Genomic DNA, 17,095 nt, shown 5'->3' on the forward strand with positions numbered 1-17,095 from the left:
GAACAACGCAGTGACCGACCTCCTCGCCCCGGTAGAGGACATCGCTGAGGCTCCGTCGCCCCGCGCGGGCGGCGGAGTCCTCCGCTATCTGATCACCAAGATCGGCGCCGCGCTGCTCAGCGTCGCCATGACCGTCGTGCTCGGATTCCTGCTGTTCCGGGTGATGCCCGGCGACCCGGTCGCCACCATGAACCGCGGCAAACCGGTCACCGGCGCGCAACTGGCCCAGCAACGCCACGACCTCGGCCTGGACAAACCCATGTTCGCGCAGTTCTGGGACTACATCGGCAAACTGCTGCGCGGCGACTTCGGCCCGTCCTACACCTACAACGGACCCGCCGGGCAGGTCATCGCCGACCGGATCTGGCCGACCGTGCTGCTGGTGGGCACCGCGACCCTGCTGGCCGCGCTGCTGGGCCTGTGGCTCGGCGCCAAATCCGCCTGGCACCGCGGCGGCGCCCTGGACAGGAGCACCGTCGGGGTCGCCCTCGTCCTCTGGTCCACCCCGGCGTTCTGGCTCGGCCTGGTGCTGATGATGACCGTCGGCGGCTGGTTCCCCAGCGGCGGCATGCAGTCCCCGGACACCCCCGACGCGTTCCTCCCACACGCCCTGGACATCGCCCACCACATGGTCCTGCCGGTGATCACCCTCGTCGCGGTCATCTACGGCCAGTACCAACTGGTGATGCGCGCGTCCCTGCTGGAGGAGATGAACTCCGACTACCTCGTCACCGCCCGCGCCAAAGGCCTACGCGACAACCACGTCCGCCGCCGCCACGCCATGCCCAACGCGCTGCTGCCCACCGTCACCCTGGTGTTCCTGCACCTCGGGATGGTGGTGTCCGGCGCGGTCACCGTCGAAGCGGTGTTCTCCTGGCCCGGCCTCGGCCAGCTCACCTACAGCGCGCTGGTCGCCAAGGACCTCAACCTGCTGCAGGGGATCTTCATCGTGCTCGTCATCACCGTCGTGGTGGCGAACTTCATCGCCGACGTGCTGCTGCGCGTGTTCGACCCGAGGGTGCGTGCCTCATGACATCTCCCGTCTGGGCGCGCCGCCGCGCCGCCGCCGGCAAGGTGTGGCGGGCGTTCACCGCCAACCGCGGCGGCCTGATCGGCCTGGGCGTCCTCGCGCTGTTCGTGCTGACCGCGATCTTCATCCCCCTGCTGATCGACGACTCCGCCCTGGACGTCACCCGCGCCACCGGCGGCCGCCTCAAACCCCCCAGCGGCGAGTACCTGCTCGGCACCGACGAGAACGGCCGCTCGGTCCTCGCCCTCACCCTGTGGGGCACACGCGTGTCCCTGGTGGTCGGGCTGGCCGCGACCCTGCTCGCGGTCGTCATCGGCACACTCGTGGGCATCCTCGTCGCCCACTTCGGCCGATGGGTGTCGGCGATCCTGCTGCCCATCACCGACTTCTTCCTCGTCCTGCCGTCCCTCGTGCTGGCCATCGCCCTGTCCGCGGTCCTCGACGGCGGCGTCGGCACGATCATCCTCGCCATCGGCGTCGTGTCCTGGCCGACCGGCGCCCGCCTGGTCCGCGCCCAAACCCTCGCCGTGGAAGCCCGGCCCTACATCGAACGCGCCAAAGCCCTCGGCGGCGGCCACACCCACGTGATCGTCAAACACGTCCTGCCGTCCGTGCTGCCCCTGGTGTTCGTCAACACCACCCTCGCGGTCGGCAGCGCCATCGTCGCCGAGTCGACCCTGTCGTTCCTCGGCCTCGGCGACCCCAACAACGTCACCTGGGGATCCATCCTGCACGCCGCCAACGCCTCCGGCGCCATCACCTACGGCGCCTGGTGGTACCTGCTGCCGCCCGGCATCTCGATCGCCCTGGTCGTGCTGTCCTTCACCATGGTCGGGCGCTCGTTGGAGACGGTGCTCAACCCCAAGCTCCGGGAGCAGCGATGACAGCACTGACCACCCCGGCCGTGCTGGAAATGCGCGACCTGCGCGTCACCTACCCCGGCGGGATCCAGGCTGTGCGCGGCGTCGACCTGACCGTCCCCGCCGGGCAGGTCCTCGGCCTGGCCGGGGAGTCCGGCTGCGGCAAGTCCACCCTGGCCATGTCCGTCCTGCGGCTGCTGCCCAAGGACGCCGACATCACCGGCGAGATCCTCCTCGACGGCGAGGACACCCGCACCATGATGTGGGGACGGCTGCGCGCGGTGCGGTGGGCGTCGGCGTCCGTGGTGTTCCAGGGCGCCATGCACGCCCTCAACCCGGTCCGCCGCGTCGGCCACCAGATCGCCGAACCCATGCGGCTGCACGCCACCGTCGACCCCGCGCGGATCCCGGCCCGCGTCGCCGAACTGCTCGCCCAGGTGGAACTGCCCGCCGACAAGGCCGACGCCTACCCGCACGAACTGTCCGGCGGGCAGAAACAACGCGTCATGATCGCCATGGCGCTGGCCTGCGAACCCCGCCTGGTCATCGCCGACGAACCCACCACCGCGCTGGACGTCGTCGTGCAGGCCCAGGTGCTGACCCTGCTCACCCGGCTGGTCGCCGACCACGGCATCAGCCTGGTCATGATCAGCCACGACATGTCCGTCCTCGGCTCCACCTGCGAACGCGTCGCCGTGATGTACCAGGGCGAGATCGTAGAACTCGGCGCCGCCCACACCGTCGTCACCGAACCACAACACCCGCACACCAAAGCCCTCGTCGCGGCGTTCCCCACCATCGGCGACACCGAATCCCGGTACGCGCCCGCCACCACCAACCCCGCCGGCCTACCCCAACGCAGCACCCCCACCCCAGGGGACGTCCTGCTGCGCACCGAAGCACTGCACGTCGACTTCCACCGGCATGGACGTCACAGGGGTGGCGTGACCCACGCGGTGGCCGGGGTCGACCTCGAAGTGCGGCGCGGCGAGATCGTCGCCCTGGTCGGCCAGTCCGGCTCCGGCAAGACCACCCTCGCCCGGACCGTCCTCGGCCTGCAACACCCCACCAGCGGCCGGGTCGTCTTCGACGGCACCCCCGTCCCGCACACCTCACGAGGACTACGCGACTACCGCCGACAGGTCCAACTGGTCCTGCAGGACCCCGCCAGCGCCCTCAACCCCCGCCACAGCGTCTACGAGGCCGTCGCCGAAGGGCTGCGCATCCACCGGGTGCCCGGCGACGAACGCGACCAGGTCGCCGCCGCGCTGGAGGCCGCCGAACTACGCCCGGTCGAGCGGTTCATGCCCGTCCTGCCGCACCAGCTGTCCGGCGGGCAACGGCAACGCGTCGTGATCGCCGGCGCGTTGGCCCTCAACCCCCGGCTGCTGGTGGCAGACGAACCGGTCGCGTCGCTGGACGCGTCCGTCCGCGGTGAGATCCTCGCGCTGCTGCTGCGACTGCGCGCCGACCTCGGCCTGGCCGCCCTGGTGATCACCCACGACCTCGGGCTCGCCTGGAACATCGCCGACCGGGTCGCCGTGATGTACCGCGGCCGACTGGTCGAGGTCGGCGACGTCGAACAGGTCCTCCACGAACCCCGGCACGAGTACACCAGGTCACTGCTGGCGGCCCTGCCCGCGATCGCCAGGCAAGATCGCGACCAGCCAAAAACCGGTACCATAGTGGACTAGACCAAACGGGGGCTTGCGGTCGCGGCGGTGACTAGCACGGCCGACGTGACGACCACCACGGGTGGTCCTGCATGCACTGGTAGAGACGGTGTGTAACCTGCTAAACGCCATGACCGCCACCACAGATCCGGCGCCGAACCTGGATAACACCTTGGGTGCTGACTCCGACACCGACCAGACCTCGCCGTCTGGGCCCGCGACGGGCATGCCGGTGCGCACCATCGCGCTCGGCACCCTCGGTACCTTCCTGATCCTGCTGACCGCGGTCGGCGCGGCCGGGGTCCTGGTCCGCGACCCCGTCCTGGGCAACGGCCCGCTCTCGTGGATCCGGTACGGACACGGCAAGATGCTCGCCACCGCCGTCCTCTACGCCGGGTTCGGCCTCGTGGTGTGGGCCTGGATCCGGCTGGGCCGGCACGTGCTCGCCGGCCGGGTGAACGCCCGCGCGGTGCTGATCGCCGCGCTGTGCTGGATGGCGCCGCTGATCTTCTCCCCCCCGGTGTTCACCCGGGACGTGTACGCCTACCTCGGCCAGGGCGCCCTGCCGCTGCAGGGCATGGACCCCTACCAGGTCGGCCCGGCGTCGCTGGACGGCATGCCGGACATCTCCCAGAACGTGCACTACTTCTGGCAGACCACCCCCGCCCCCTACGGGCCGCTGTTCATCCTGCTCGCCAAAGGCATCGTGGCCACCACCGGCACGAACATGGTCCTCGGCGTCATCCTGATGCGCCTCGCCCTGGCGATCGGCCTGGCCCTGCTGATCTGGGCGCTGCCCGGCCTGGTCAAACACCTCGGCGGGAAGCTCCCGGTGGCGATGTGGCTCGCCGTGGCCAGCCCGATGACCGTGGTGCACCTGTTCGGCGGCCCGCACAACGACCTGCTCATGGTGGGTCTGCTCGCCGCCGGCACCCTGTGCGTGCTCAACCGAAAACACGTCCTGGGCATCGTGCTGGTCACCCTCGCCATGGCCGTCAAAGCCTCAGCCGGGCCCGCCCTGCCGTTCCTAGTGTGGATCTGGGCCAGCCACCTGAACTCCACGTTCTGGAAGAACTTCCTGCGCGCCGCGGCCAGCGCGTTCGCCATCACCGTGGCCACGTTCGCGGCGGCCACGTTCGCGGCCGGCGTGGACCTCGGCTGGCTGCCGGCGTTGCGCGCCCCGGCGATGATCGTCAACTGGATGTCCCCACCGACCGCGGTCGGCGAGTTCCTGCACTTCATCGTGAACATCGTGTTCAACGTGTCGAAGGAACCGTTCGTCAACGTCACCCGGGCCATCGGGATCGTGCTGCTGGTCGCGATCTTCGTCCGGCAGTGGTGGAAGGCCCGGCACGGCGGCGCGGACGCCATGCGGCGGATGGCGATCGTGCTCCTCGCGGTCGCGGTGCTGTCCCCGGCGACGCTGCCCTGGTACCTCACCTGGGGCTTCGTTATCGCCGCGGCGCTGCCCTGGGACCGCGGCCGGTTCCCGCTCGTGGTCGGCACCGCGGTGTTCCTCGTGCTGACCTACTCACCGGCCGGTGAGGACCAGCTGTACAACATCCCGTTCATGATCGCCGCGATCCTGGTGTCGATCCTCTCGGCGAAGTCGCTGAACATGCTCGACCCGCTGAACCTGTTCGGCCACAAGCGACGCATCGAACTGGACGACGTCGGCCCGACCCCCCGCCCCGCCCCACCGCCCAAGGACCCCGCACCCGCCGTCGACTGAGGGTAAGCAGGCCCGCACACAGGGTCGTCGATCTTGGGTGTTAGGTTGCCGCGATGCAGTCGAACACGCGACCCGCCGCCCGCACGATCGGCCGGGACGGCCCGTCGTTCATCGAGGTCGCACGGCGCGCCCAGATCGTCGAGTGCGCCATCGACACCATCGCCGCGGTCGGCTACGCCCAGGCGTCGCTCACTCAGATCGCCGACCGCGCTGGGATCTCCAAGAGCGTCATCTCGTACCACTTCGCCGGCAAGGACGAACTGATCCAGCAGGTCATCGCGGACGTCAGCGCCGCGGGCCAGGCCATGATGTGGCCCCGGGTGCAGGCGGAGACCACGTCGGCGGGGATGCTGCGCGCCTACATCCACTCACACCTGGACTTCATGCGCACCCACCCCAAACACGTCACCGCGGTCACCGAAATCCTCACCCACTACCGCGCCCAGGCCGACGACACCGCGGCCACACCCCTGGAGGAGCGCCTGCGGCAAGGCCAACGCGACGGCGAGTTCCGGGAGTTCTCCCCGCGGGTGATGGCGTGGACGATCCGCGCGGCCATCGACGAGGTCGGCCGCAGGTTCGTCGCCAACCCCGACCTGGACCTCGACGAGTGCGCGGCCGAACTCACCGCGCTGTTCGCGCTCAGTACTCAGGCCCATCAGTAGTCAGCACGGTACGTCTTCCCCGGACCGCCTCGGCCGCCAGCTGCAACGGGCACCCGGCCACCCGCGGCGGCCCGACCAGGTCCGACCGGATCGGCGCCAGCCCGGCGACGCTAGGCCGCGCACCTTTCGGCGGCGGCCGAACCGACCGGCGCGCATGATGGACCCGTGACCGCCCCCGACCTGGCCCGACTCGCCACCCTGCTGGCCGACGGCACCCGCGCCAGCATCTGCATGTTCCTGCTCGACGGGCGGGCCTGGACGGCGGGGGAACTGGCCAGAACCGCGGGAGTGGCGCCGTCCACCGCGACCGAACACCTCAACCACCTGATCGCCGGCGGCCTGCTCGTCGAACGCCGCCAGGGCAGGCACCGATACGTGCAACTCGCCGGCCCGCACACCGCCGAGTTGATCGAGTCGATGGCCTCCTACGCCCCCGCCCAGCCACGCCCCACCACCCTGCGCGGCGTGACCGTCGCCAACGCCCTCGCCCAGGGACGGACCTGCTACGACCACCTCGCCGGCCGGCTCGGCGTCCAGGTCACCGCCGCCATGGTCGACCGCGGCCTGCTCGGCGGCGAAGGCGGGTTCACCCTCACCGACGCCGGCGACCAGTGGCTCACCGGCCTCGGGATCGACGTGGCCGGACTGCGCCGCGCGAAACGCCCCTTCGTGCGGGAATGCCTGGACTGGACCGAACGGGTCTCCCACCTCGCGGGCGGCGTCGGCGCCGCGGTGTGCCAACACTTCTTCGACGCCGGCTGGATCACCCGCACCGGCACCCACCGCGCGGTCCGGCTCACCGACCCCGGTCGACACGCCGTCCGAGATCACCTCGGCATAACCTGACACAACCTGACAGGTATGGCAGGGCAGGATGGGCGTCATGAGCACCACGATCACCGCGAACTTCGAGATCACCGGCTGGGACAACACCGCCTACGACGAACCCACCGACGGCCCGCCCCTCGGCCAGGCCACCATCACCAAGAGCTACACCGGCGCCGTCGAAGGCACCGGCACCGTCCGGATGCTGGCCTGCCAGACCGGCGACACCCCCGACGCCGGCGCCGGCTACCTGGCGCAGGAACGCGTCACCGGCACCCTGGACGGCAAGACCGGCAGCTTCGTCCTGCACCACGGCGCGGTCGGCGGCCTGGGACAGCACAATGAACAGTACGGGTTCATCATCCCCGGCTCCGGCACCGGCGACCTCAAAGCCCTGAGCGGCACCTGCAAGGTCGATCATGGCGTGCTCACGCTTCACTATGATCTCTGAGTGCCACGGCTGATCCACCTCAACGGGCCACCCGCGATCGGCAAGTCCACCCTCGCCGAACGGTACGTCGACGACCACCCGGCCCTGCTGCGCATGTACGACGACCTCACCGCCGTGCTGCGGGCGAGACCGGACGCGATCGTCATCGAGACCGAGCACGGCGCGGTCGACGACGCCTACGCCGCGGTCATCGCAGCGCTGGCTCAAGGATCGTGAGCGTCCCGTTGCCGGCGTCGAGTTCCGCCTCGGCGCCCAACGGGACGGTGAGCTGACCCGGGCAGTGCCCGAACCCCAACTCCCACACCGTCGGCATCCCCAACGACCCGACCAGGTCCGCCAACACCGCCTCGACCTGCGCCGGATTGCCGCACTCGGTCCACGACCCGAGCGCGACCCCGGTGACCCCGGTGAACCACTCCGACCGCAGCAACGCGGTGAGGATGCCGTCGAGCCGATAGGGCGCCTCGGTGACGTCCTCCAACACCAGGATCGCGTTCTCCGGCGCCCGCACCCCCGGCGCGCCCAACTGGGCCGACAGCAGGCTCGCGTTGCCGCCCACCACCACACCCCGCGCCACCCCGGGCACCATGGTCGCCGACGCCGGCCCGCTCAGCACCCGCACCTCGTCCGGCTCGAACAGGGTGCGCCGCAGGTGTTCCCGCGCGGTCTCGTCATGCACGAACTTGTCCGACGCGATCATCGGCCCGAACAACGTCACCACGTCCACATACCGCGCGAACGCCGAATGCAGCACGGTCACGTCACTGGACCCCAGGAACACCTTCGGCGCCGCCGCGGCCATCGCGTCCCAGTCCACCAGGTCCACCATCCGCAGGCAGCCATAGCCGCCGCGGGCGCACAGCACCGCGTCGACCGACGGGTCACACCAGGCGTCCTGGAAATCGGCCGCCCGGCCGGCATCCGACCCGGCCAGGTACGGCAACGTCGGATGGGTGTCCAGGACATGCTTGCCGACCCGCACGTCCAGACCCCACGACTCCAACAGCCGCACCCCACCGGCGAGCAACTGCTCCGGGATCGGACCCGCCGGAGCCACCACCGCCACCCGCGACCCCGGCCGCAGCCGCGCCGGACGGGCGGTCACGATGCCACCTCGGCGGTCACGACCGCAGCTCCAGCACCGGCACGTCCGGCGGCACGAACCCGAACACCTGCCCGTAGAACGACACCGCCGCGTGCAGCGACGTGATCAGCGAGTCGGCGCGCCGGAACCCGTGCTGCTCACCCTCGAACGTCAGGTACGCGTGCGGCACACCCGTGCCCGCCAGGCTCGCCACGAACCGGTTCGCCTGCTCCGGCGGACACACCTGGTCCTCCAGGCCCTGCAACAGCAGCACCGGCCCGACGAGCTTGTCCACGTGGTACGCGGGGGACCGGTCACGGTACCGGTCGGCGTGCTCGGGCAGCCGGCCGACCAGGCCCTCGATGTAGCGGGACTCGAAGTCGTGGGTCTCCCCGCCGCTGCTGGTCCACCCGGACAGGTCCAGCACCGGGTACAGGATCACGGCACACCGGTAGGTGCGCGTCGACGTCATCGACGCCGCCGAGGTCCAACCACCCGCACTGCCGCCCTGGATCGCCAACCGGTCCGCGTCCGCGGTGCCCTCGGCCGCCAACGCCTCCGCGACGGCCGCGCAGTCCTGCACGTCCACCACGCCCCACTGCTCGGTCAACCGCTCCCGGAACGCCCGCCCGTACCCGGTGGAGCCGCCGTAGTTGACCGCGACCACCCCGATGCCGCGACTGGTGAAGAACGCGATGTCCAGGTTCAGCACCGCGCCGAACCGGCTGGTCGGGCCACCGTGCGCGAACACCACGTACGGCGGACGCTCACCGTCGGGGGCCGCGTGGTCGGGGCTGGTCGGGGGATACACGTACGCCGGGACATCCCGACCGTCCGGGCCGGGGAACACCCGCTCCTGCGGGATCGGCAGGTACGCCGGGTCCACCGGCGACTCCTGCGAGGTGTACGCGGTGACCTCGCCGCGCGACAAGTCCAGGCCGACCACCGCGGTCTCCAGGGTGGGGCTGCCGGCCGCCGAGTACACCACCCCGTTGCCCACCGTCAGGTCCGAGCGCCACGCGGTCAGGTCGGTGTCCACGTCGGTGACCGTGCCGGACCTCTCGTCCAGGATCGCCAACGACCCCGACCGCAGCACCGCGAACCGGCCCGAGCCCAGGGCGGCGAACCACCGCGGACCGACCCGCCACAGCGCGCCGCCGATCTCCGCCTCGCCGGGCGCCAGGTTGCGGCTCGACCCGTCCAGGCCGATCCGGAACAGGTTCCACCAGCCGTCCGGGTCGGTCAGCGCGAGCACGTGCCCGGCGTCCTCCCACTCGACCTGGCACACCGCCTCGCGCGGTCCGCCGGCCAGCACGCGGTGCGGCCCGAACGTCCCGTCCGCCAGGACGTCCGCCACACACAGCTCGTTGCCGTCCCACGGCATGTTCGGGTGGTCCCACCCGATCCACGCGGCCTTCGTGCCGTCCGGGCTGATCTTCGGGCCGGTCATGAAGTGGTGGCTCGCGCCCAGCACCCGCGGCTTGTCCGCGCCCAACGCCACCAGGTCGCGGCGGATGTCGGTGGGCAGGTCGCCGGTGACGGTCTCCTGGACGCACCACACCTCGCCGTCCTGGCCGGGCATCAGGTCGCCGTACCGCAGACCGTGCCGCCGCTGCGGCTCCGGGCTGACCGGCCGGGGCGTGCCCCCCACCTCGGCCACGTACACCCGCTGGTCGTCCCAGTTGGTGAACACCACCTGGGTCGCCGACAGCCGTGTCCACGGCCGCCCGCCGTACTCGTGCAGCCGGTTGCGGACGTTCCACTCGGCGGACAGCACGTCCACCGGTTTCCCGTCCGGCGCGGCGCGGACCAACGCGACCCGCCCGTTCTCCGTCGGGCGGCTCTCCGCCCACCACACCTCACCGAAAGACCATTCCACCCAGTCCGGACCACCGCCCGCGGCCGCCGCGTCGGCGGCACTCACAGGGGACTTCCACGCGCCATACGGCAGGATTTCGCGCACACGCCGACAGTACTGGTGTACTGCTTACGGGTCACGAGGTGTGAACCGCGTGTCAACTTGCGTGGCCGGGCTGCTCGGTGCCGGCCGCGTACCCTAGGGTCGAGGGTGCCATGGCTCGTGTCATACATGTCTTCCGTCAGCCCGACCGGTTCATCGCCGGCACAGTCGGGCAGCCCGGCGATCGCACGTTCTACCTGCAGGCGTCCCAGGACGCCCGGACGGTCAGCGTCAGCCTGGAGAAACAGCAAGTCGTCGTGCTCGCCGAACGCATCGGCTCGTTGCTGGAGGAGGTCGGCCGCCGGTTCGGCGCCGAAGTCCCCGACGACGCCCCGGACGACCAGTTCGACCACGAACCGCTGCGGGTGCCCCTGGAGGAGGAGTTCCGGGTCGGCACCATGGGTCTCGGGTGGGACGCCGAGACCCGCGCGGTGGTGATCGAACTGCTCGCCGTGTCCGAGGCCGAGGTGGACGAGGCGGTCGTGCTCGACGACACCGAGGAAGGCCCGGACGCGGTCCGCGTGTTCCTCAGCCCAGCCGGCGCCAAGGCCTTCGCCGACCGCGCCGACCGGGTGGTGCGTGCCGGCCGTAAACCGTGCCCGCTGTGCGGCGAACCGCTCGACCCCGACGGGCACGTGTGTCCCCGGCAGAACGGTTACCGCAGAAGCGAAGAGGGCTGAGCACGTGCACGCGACCGACCCGGCGGCTCTCGAGCTGATCACCCGGGGCGAGATCGACGTGGAAGGCCGTCTCGTGGACGCCTCCAACGCGACCCTGTACTGCTCCATCAGCCACAACGGCATCACCGCGCACTGCGTGTACAAACCCGTCGGCGGCGAACGCGCCCTCTGGGACTTCCCGGACGGCACCCTGGCCGGCCGGGAAGTCGCCGCGTACCTGGTGTCCTCGGCGTCCGGGCTGGACCTGGTGCCGCCCACAGTGCTGCGGCACGGCCCGTTCGGCACCGGCATGGTCCAGCTGTGGGTGGACACCAAGGAAGGCGACGACCTGGTCGACGTCCTGCCACCCGACGACGTGCCCGACGGGTGGCGGCGGGTGCTGCGCGCGCACGACCGGTTCGGCGAGCCCGCCGTACTCGCCCACGCCGAGCACCCCAGCGTGAAACTGATGGCCGCGTTGGACATCGTGATCAACAACGCCGACCGCAAAGGCGGCCACGTCCTGCACGGCACCGACGGCCGCGTCTACGGCGTCGACCACGGCATCTGCATGCACACCGAGAACAAACTCCGCACGGTGCTGTGGGGTTTCATGGGCGAGATGATCCCCGAGGAGGCCGTCGACGGCCTCGCCCGGCTGAGACCGATGCTCGACGCCGACCTGGGGGAGCAGCTGCAGCCGCACATCACCCGCCGTGAGATCCGCGCCCTGCGCGCCCGCACCGACAAGTTGCTGCGTGATCCGGTGTACCCGGAACCCAACCCGGACGGACGCCCCATTCCCTGGCCCGCGTTCTAGCCGGTCGGAAACAATGAACGAAGGCCCGGCCCCTGACGGCTCATCCCTCTGACGGATCTGACGGAGCCGTCCCTCCGGGCCTTCGCGTGGGTCACTGTGCCCGGCTGATCGTGGACAGACTCTGAACGGCTGTTGAATGGGCTGCTCAGAGCCGGTATTCAGGCAATGTGGGTCCGGGTGGGAGACGAAGGGGGCGACCACACGTGAACGTCGAGGTTCGGGTCCTGGGTGACGTCGAGGTCCGCATCGAGGACCACCCGGTCGATATCGGACATTCCCGGCAACTGGTGGTGTTGGCGGGGCTGCTGGTCGACGCGAACCGGGTCGTCTCGATCGATCAACTGGTGGACCGGGTGTGGGGAGAGCAACCGCCGCGCCGCGCGCGGGGAACGTTGTCGACCTACCTCACCCGCCTGAGACAGGGGCTGGCTGCCGCCCCGGACGTCACCATCGCCCGACGCCCCGGCGGCTACGCCCTCACCGTCGAACCCGAACTGGTGGACCTGCACCGCTTTCGCCAGCTCATCAACCAGGCACACGACGCCGACGACGAGCACGCGCTGGCGTCGCTGGACCAGGCTTTGCAGTTGTGGCGTGGGGATGCCTTCGCGCACCTGGACAGCCCCTGGCTGGGCACCGTTCGCGAGGCGCTCAACCGGGAACGGTTCGCCGCCCAGCTCGACCACAACGACCTCCACCTACGCCGCGGCGGCCACGCCCGGCTGCTACCGGACTTGACCGCGCAGGCCAGCGAGCATCCGTGGGATGAACGCCTCGCCGCCCAACTCATGCTCGCCCTGTACCGCGCCGGCCGCCAAACCGAGGCCCTACAAGCCTTTCACGACACCAAACGACGGTTGTCCGAAGACCTGGGCGTCGATCCCGGAGCGGAACTCCGCGAACTGCACACGCGGATCCTGCGCGGCACAGCGGATCTGCCCAAGCAGCCCGCCGCCCCCATGGGGCGCAACGACCTGCCGGGCGACGTCGCCGACTTCACCGGCCGCGAGCAGGAATTACACCGGCTGCTCGCTGTCCTGCCGGATCGCCACGACGACACCGCAGCCAGGACGGTCGTCATCGAGGCCATCGACGGCATGGCCGGCGTCGGGAAGACCACTCTCGCCGTCCACACCGCCCACCAGCTGGTTCAGCGGTATCCCGACGCCCAGTTGTTCATCGACCTGCACGGCCACACCACAGACCAGCAAGCCCTCGACCCGATGGCCGCCCTGGACACGTTGCTGCGCGCCCTGAACGTCCCGGGCGAACGCATCCCGCACACCCTGGATGCCCGCGCGGCGCTCTGGCGCGCGGAACTGGCCACCCGCACCGCCCTGGTGGTCCTGGACAACGCCTACGACATCACCCAGATCCGCCTGCTGCTGCCCGGCAGCCCACGCTGCCTGACCCTGATCACCAGCCGCCGGCGACTCCTCGGCCTGGACGGCGCCAACGTCCTGTCCCTAGACGTCCTGCCCCGCGCCGAGGCCGTCACCCTGTTCACCCGCATCCTCACCGATCACCGCGCCGCCGCGGAGCCCGACGCGGTCAACGAGGTCATGGAACTGTGCGGCGATCTCCCCTTGGCGATCCGCGTGGCAGCCGCCCGGCTACGCACCCGACCCGCCTGGACCATCAGCCACCTGGCCGACCGGCTCCGCGACGGACACCGCCGCCTCGCCGAGCTCTCCGCCGAAGATCGCAGTGTCGCCGCCACGTTCTCGCTGTCCTACCAACACCTCACCGCGGACCAACAACGCCTGTTCCGACTGTTGGGCCTGCACCCCGGCCACGACATCGACGCCTACGCCGCCGCGGCGCTGGCCGACATTCCCCTGGACATGGCCGAGAACCTGCTGGAATCCCTGGTCGACGCGCACCTGCTGCTACAACCTCGACGTGGTCGGTACCGCTTCCACGACCTCCTGCGCCACCACGCCCACCAGACCGCCTGCGACACCGACCCCGAACCGGACCGACGCGCCGCCCTCGACCGGCTCTTCGGCCACTACGCGTACACCACCTCGGTCGCGATGGATCTGGCCCATCCGTGGGACGCGACCTACCCGTGGGAGGCCGATCAACGCCGCCGCCCACCGGCCACCGACACACCCACACCGTCCCTCGACGACGACGTCCAAGCGGTGCGCTGGCTGGACACCGAACTGGACAACCTCCTGGCCGCCGCCCACCACGCCGCCGGCCACGGCCGGCCCGACCACACCAGCGAGCAGGCGACCGCCCTGCACAGGCACCTGCACATCCGAGGCCGCGACACCGCCGCACGCGCCCTGAACGACCTCGCACTCCACCGCGCCCGCGAGACGGGCAACCGCCTCGGCGAACTCAACGCCCTGCTTGCGCTCGCCACCATCCACACCTGGCAAGGCCGGCCCGAACAGGCCGCCGACAGTTCCCAGCAGGCGCTGGCCATCGCCCTCGAAGCCGGCAACCGCACTGGCGAGCAACTCGCGCTGCACGCCCTCGGTGACGCCCACAAGGCGCGTAACCAGTTCGCACCGGCCACCGACTACCTCAAGCAGGCGCTGGCCATCGCCCTCCAAACCGGCAACCGCATCGCCGAACAGGACGTACTCCTCTGTCTGGGCCGAATCCATCGATCGCTGAGGCGGTATGAGGAAGCCACCGACTGCTACCGGCGGGTGCTGGCCATCGACCGTGACCTCAGCCACCACAGTGGCCAACAAAGCGCGCTGCAGGGCCTCGGCGACGTCCACTGGCTCCAAGGGCGACACCAATCGGCCGCCGACACCTACCGGCAGGTGCTGGCCATGGCCCGCGCCACCGGCAACCCGATTCGCGAACAGTTCGCACTGTGCGGCCTCGGCAACGTCCACCGGGAGCTGGGTCAGTTCGAGTTGGCAGCCGACTACTGCCAGCAGGCGCTGACCATCGCCCACAGCACGGGGGACCCCGAATGCCAGTTCGAGGCCCACCAAGGACTCGGCCGAATCTCGCAGGCGACCGGCGACCACCTCCAGGCCCTCGACCACCATCACACCGCGCTTGACCTGGCCACCGACCTCGGCCACCCCGCCGACCAGGCACGTGCCCACGACGGCCTCGCCCATGCCCACCAGGCCCTCGGCGACACCACCCGGAGCCGCCGCCACTGGCAGGCCGCCCTGGACATCCTCACCGGACTCGACCTCGGCCACGCCGACGAACCTGGCCTCACCACCGCCACCATCCGGACCCACCTGGCCGCCGGCGCCAATCCCTGACCGGTGATCTCATCCGCGTCATCGCGATCTCATCTTCGGTGGTTACCGTCCGGGGTATGAAGAGACTCGCTGTGGTGGTCACGGCTGGTGCGGCCGTGTTGGGGCTGGCCGGCTGCGGCCCGGCCGAACGTCCGTGGGCGCTCAGCCCGACCGGTGTCACCTCCGAGTCGACCACCGCGCCGCCCACGACGTCGTCCACCAGCGAGACCCGCAGCAGCAGCTTCACGCCGTCCACCTCCAGCGAGAGGACGAGCGCCCTGCCGACCCCCGACGGGGACGTCCGCAACGACCCCTTGCTCGGCGGCAACCCGGTGACTCTGGAACAAGGTGTCGGCGTCGGGCAGGTCGACTGCCAGTTGCCGGGCTGGCGCAACAACCCGGACGCGAACCAGGCCTACTACCAGGCTGCCATCGGCTGCCTTGACAACGCCTGGCGGCCGACCCTGTCGCACTTCGGCGAGACCCTGGAGTCGCCGCGGCTGTGGGCCGGCGCGAACGCGCAGACCTACGACGGGGCCTGCGCGTCCGGGGAACGCAACCGGGAGGCGTTCTACTGCGGCCAGGACCAGACGATCGTGATGCCGTTCGACACCATGAACTCGCTCACCGGCAGCGCGAACGGCGCCGGCGCGGCGTTCGCGGTGATATCCCACGAGTACGGCCACCACCTGCAGCAACAGACCAGAGTGTTGGCGCAGTACTCGGCGCAGCGGACTGCGGCGGGCTGGGACAGCGGGCCCGGCCTGCAGATGTCGCGGCAGCTGGAACTGCAGGCGTGGTGTTTCTCCGGCATGTTCTTCGGTGTCAACCTCGGGCGCGGCTCGATCTCCCAGGACCTGTGGCGCAAGGCCGCCAACAACAACAGCGGCGCCGGCGACCGGCGCGGCGAGGCCCGACAGCACGGCACCAATCAGAACGTGAGCAACTGGTTCGGCTGGGGGTTCAGTCCCACCCTGGACCGCAACCAACGGCCGGCGCCGTCGACCTACGAATGCAACCCGTGGGCCGCCCGCGACAACGGGTGGATCCAATAGGGCTAGATCAGATCCGCCGCTCGGGTGGCTGCCGCCAGCATGTCCGGGTTTCCGGTGCGGGCGAACGACTCCACGGCCGTGTCCGCGAACTTGATCACGTGCTCGTCGCCGTGCTCCACCGCACGCGCGAACACCGCGTCCACGTCCGTCGACCCCGCCGGCAGGGTGTCCCGTGGCTGCGGTTCGGGCGTGTACCAGGACGTGATCGCCGCGGCCGTCGCCCACGCCGCGGTCAGGCTCTGCGCCCACAGGGTCTCCGGCAACGCGGGCAGCGTGTGCAGCACCGCGTTCGGCGCAGTCGCCGCGTGCACCAACAGCACCCGCTGCCCGTGCCCGTAGGTCAGGTAGCGCAGCGTCGCGGCGTCGACGAGGTCCGCCAACTGTGACCGAGTCTGCTCGGGACCGGCCGGGGCGGTGAGCGCCGCCAACGACGGCGACCAGTCCGGCATCTCCGCCAACTGCCCGAGCCGGCTCGCGATAGTGCCTTCCTGTCGGGGGATCCGGGGCACGGCGGCCAACGCGTCCGCCACCTCCAGGTCACCGGACGGCGGCACCACACCCGGCACCAGCACCGACCGCGCCGCCCAATAGGCCAAGGCGTGCGCCAACTCGGTGACCGCCTGCGGCCCTTCGCCGCCGCCGAGCAGGGTCCGCACCGCATGCCCGGTCCGGATCACCCCGTGCGTCGCACCCGCCACGATTCCCGGAAGTAACCGCGGCCACCACGTCACCAACACCTCACGCCACGGCCGCTCGGCGACCTCGGCGGTCAGGTACGCCGTCCAGTCGCCGATTCGCCGCGCGTCGCCGAGCGCTTCGCGCCACGTGTCGTGCGTGACCGGGTCACTCGCCGACGGCAGATCCTCCAGCCGCCGCACGTACCGGTCCACCCAGCCGCCGACTTCTTCGGCGTGGCCGCGGCGCACCAACGCCTCCACCGCCATCGGTCCGTGGTTGGTCAGCCAGTTCTCGCCACCGAACTCCGGGCCGGTGCGGTGCAACCGCTGATACGCCTCCGCAAGAACATCCCCAGTCATGCGTCCTTCCTACACCG

General features: G+C 70.6%; 15 protein-coding genes. 12 read left to right on the forward strand and 3 right to left on the reverse strand.

Translation table 11 applies throughout. The features are described from left to right. Positions 1-10 precede the first annotated feature (10 nt). The 8 genes from EV192_RS16880 (at position 11) to EV192_RS54805 (ending at position 7,452) form a co-directional block, all read left to right on the forward strand. A complete protein-coding gene (locus EV192_RS16880; RefSeq protein ID WP_424923361.1) occupies positions 11-1,033 on the forward strand; it encodes an ABC transporter permease in 1,023 nt (340 codons plus the stop codon). Beyond that, on the forward strand, positions 1,030-1,914 hold the full coding sequence (locus EV192_RS16885; RefSeq protein ID WP_132116252.1) for an ABC transporter permease: 885 nt from the start codon (positions 1,030-1,032) through the stop codon (positions 1,912-1,914). Before EV192_RS16880 ends, EV192_RS16885 begins: the two co-directional genes overlap by 4 nt. Further along, a complete protein-coding gene (locus EV192_RS16890; RefSeq protein ID WP_132116254.1) occupies positions 1,911-3,584 on the forward strand; it encodes a dipeptide ABC transporter ATP-binding protein in 1,674 nt (557 codons plus the stop codon). Before EV192_RS16885 ends, EV192_RS16890 begins: the two co-directional genes overlap by 4 nt. 109 nt (positions 3,585-3,693) lie before the next feature. Next, positions 3,694-5,295: a polyprenol phosphomannose-dependent alpha 1,6 mannosyltransferase MptB gene (gene mptB, locus EV192_RS16895; protein ID WP_132116256.1), complete on the forward strand. Its 1,602-nt coding sequence runs from the start codon at positions 3,694-3,696 to the stop codon at positions 5,293-5,295. Between the two features lie 53 nt (positions 5,296-5,348). Next, positions 5,349-5,960 carry a TetR/AcrR family transcriptional regulator gene (locus tag EV192_RS16900; RefSeq protein WP_132116258.1) on the forward strand — a complete coding sequence of 204 codons (612 nt, stop codon included), beginning with the start codon at positions 5,349-5,351 and terminating at the stop codon, positions 5,958-5,960. A gap of 165 nt (positions 5,961-6,125) precedes the next feature. Beyond that, complete coding sequence (locus EV192_RS16910; protein ID WP_132116260.1) at positions 6,126-6,806, forward strand: ArsR/SmtB family transcription factor; 681 nt, start codon at positions 6,126-6,128, stop codon at positions 6,804-6,806. Between the two features lie 37 nt (positions 6,807-6,843). Next, positions 6,844-7,236: a DUF3224 domain-containing protein gene (locus tag EV192_RS16915; protein ID WP_207926087.1), complete on the forward strand. Its 393-nt coding sequence runs from the start codon at positions 6,844-6,846 to the stop codon at positions 7,234-7,236. After that, a complete protein-coding gene (locus EV192_RS54805) occupies positions 7,237-7,452 on the forward strand; it encodes a hypothetical protein (RefSeq protein ID WP_132116264.1) in 216 nt (71 codons plus the stop codon). On the opposite strand, the gene EV192_RS16925 is transcribed toward EV192_RS54805, so the two are convergent. Beyond that, complete coding sequence (locus EV192_RS16925; protein WP_341770864.1) at positions 7,424-8,341, reverse strand: S66 peptidase family protein; 918 nt, start codon at positions 8,339-8,341, stop codon at positions 7,424-7,426. The two genes, EV192_RS54805 and EV192_RS16925, sit on opposite strands and share 29 nt — an antisense overlap. A gap of 16 nt (positions 8,342-8,357) precedes the next feature. Beyond that, on the reverse strand, positions 8,358-10,283 hold the full coding sequence (locus EV192_RS16930; RefSeq protein WP_132116268.1) for an alpha/beta hydrolase family protein: 1,926 nt from the start codon (positions 10,281-10,283) through the stop codon (positions 8,358-8,360). Between the two features lie 110 nt (positions 10,284-10,393). Between EV192_RS16930 and EV192_RS16935 the strand changes: the two genes are divergently transcribed. The 4 genes from EV192_RS16935 to EV192_RS16950 all read left to right on the forward strand — a co-directional run bounded on the left by EV192_RS16935 (position 10,394) and on the right by EV192_RS16950 (position 16,041). Beyond that, on the forward strand, positions 10,394-10,960 hold the full coding sequence (locus EV192_RS16935; RefSeq protein WP_132116270.1) for a DUF3090 domain-containing protein: 567 nt from the start codon (positions 10,394-10,396) through the stop codon (positions 10,958-10,960). Positions 10,961-10,964: 4 nt separating this feature from the next. Further along, complete coding sequence (locus EV192_RS16940) at positions 10,965-11,759, forward strand: SCO1664 family protein (protein WP_132116272.1); 795 nt, start codon at positions 10,965-10,967, stop codon at positions 11,757-11,759. Between the two features lie 203 nt (positions 11,760-11,962). Continuing rightward, positions 11,963-15,007, forward strand: coding sequence for an AfsR/SARP family transcriptional regulator (locus EV192_RS16945; RefSeq protein ID WP_165960422.1), 3,045 nt, complete (start codon positions 11,963-11,965; stop codon positions 15,005-15,007). A gap of 56 nt (positions 15,008-15,063) precedes the next feature. Next, positions 15,064-16,041, forward strand: a complete 978-nt coding sequence (locus EV192_RS16950; protein WP_207926088.1) for a neutral zinc metallopeptidase — start codon at positions 15,064-15,066, stop codon at positions 16,039-16,041. Between the two features lie 2 nt (positions 16,042-16,043). Here the strand turns inward: EV192_RS16950 and EV192_RS16955 are convergent, their stop codons facing one another. Beyond that, entirely contained in the window at positions 16,044-17,078 is a 1,035-nt protein-coding gene (locus tag EV192_RS16955; protein ID WP_132116276.1) for a questin oxidase family protein, read from the reverse strand. Between the last annotated feature and the right edge of the window lie 17 nt (positions 17,079-17,095).

This window comes from Actinocrispum wychmicini (assembly GCF_004345645.1).
Taxonomy (GTDB): domain Bacteria; phylum Actinomycetota; class Actinomycetes; order Mycobacteriales; family Pseudonocardiaceae; genus Kibdelosporangium; species Kibdelosporangium wychmicini.

Bases quoted from the DNA above. Each gene is read 5' to 3' on its own strand.
- EV192_RS16885 (WP_132116252.1), top strand. From the start codon at position 1,030: ATGACATCTCCCGTCTGGGCGCGCCGCCGCGCCGCCGCCGGCAAGGTG.
- EV192_RS16890 (WP_132116254.1), top strand. From the start codon at position 1,911: ATGACAGCACTGACCACCCCGGCCGTGCTGGAAATGCGCGACCTGCGC.
- mptB (WP_132116256.1), top strand. From the start codon at position 3,694: ATGACCGCCACCACAGATCCGGCGCCGAACCTGGATAACACCTTGGGT.
- EV192_RS16900 (WP_132116258.1), top strand. From the start codon at position 5,349: ATGCAGTCGAACACGCGACCCGCCGCCCGCACGATCGGCCGGGACGGC.
- EV192_RS16915 (WP_207926087.1), top strand. From the start codon at position 6,844: ATGAGCACCACGATCACCGCGAACTTCGAGATCACCGGCTGGGACAAC.
- EV192_RS16935 (WP_132116270.1), top strand. From the start codon at position 10,394: ATGGCTCGTGTCATACATGTCTTCCGTCAGCCCGACCGGTTCATCGCC.
- EV192_RS16950 (WP_207926088.1), top strand. From the start codon at position 15,064: ATGAAGAGACTCGCTGTGGTGGTCACGGCTGGTGCGGCCGTGTTGGGG.
- EV192_RS16955 (WP_132116276.1), bottom strand. From the start codon at position 17,078: ATGACTGGGGATGTTCTTGCGGAGGCGTATCAGCGGTTGCACCGCACC.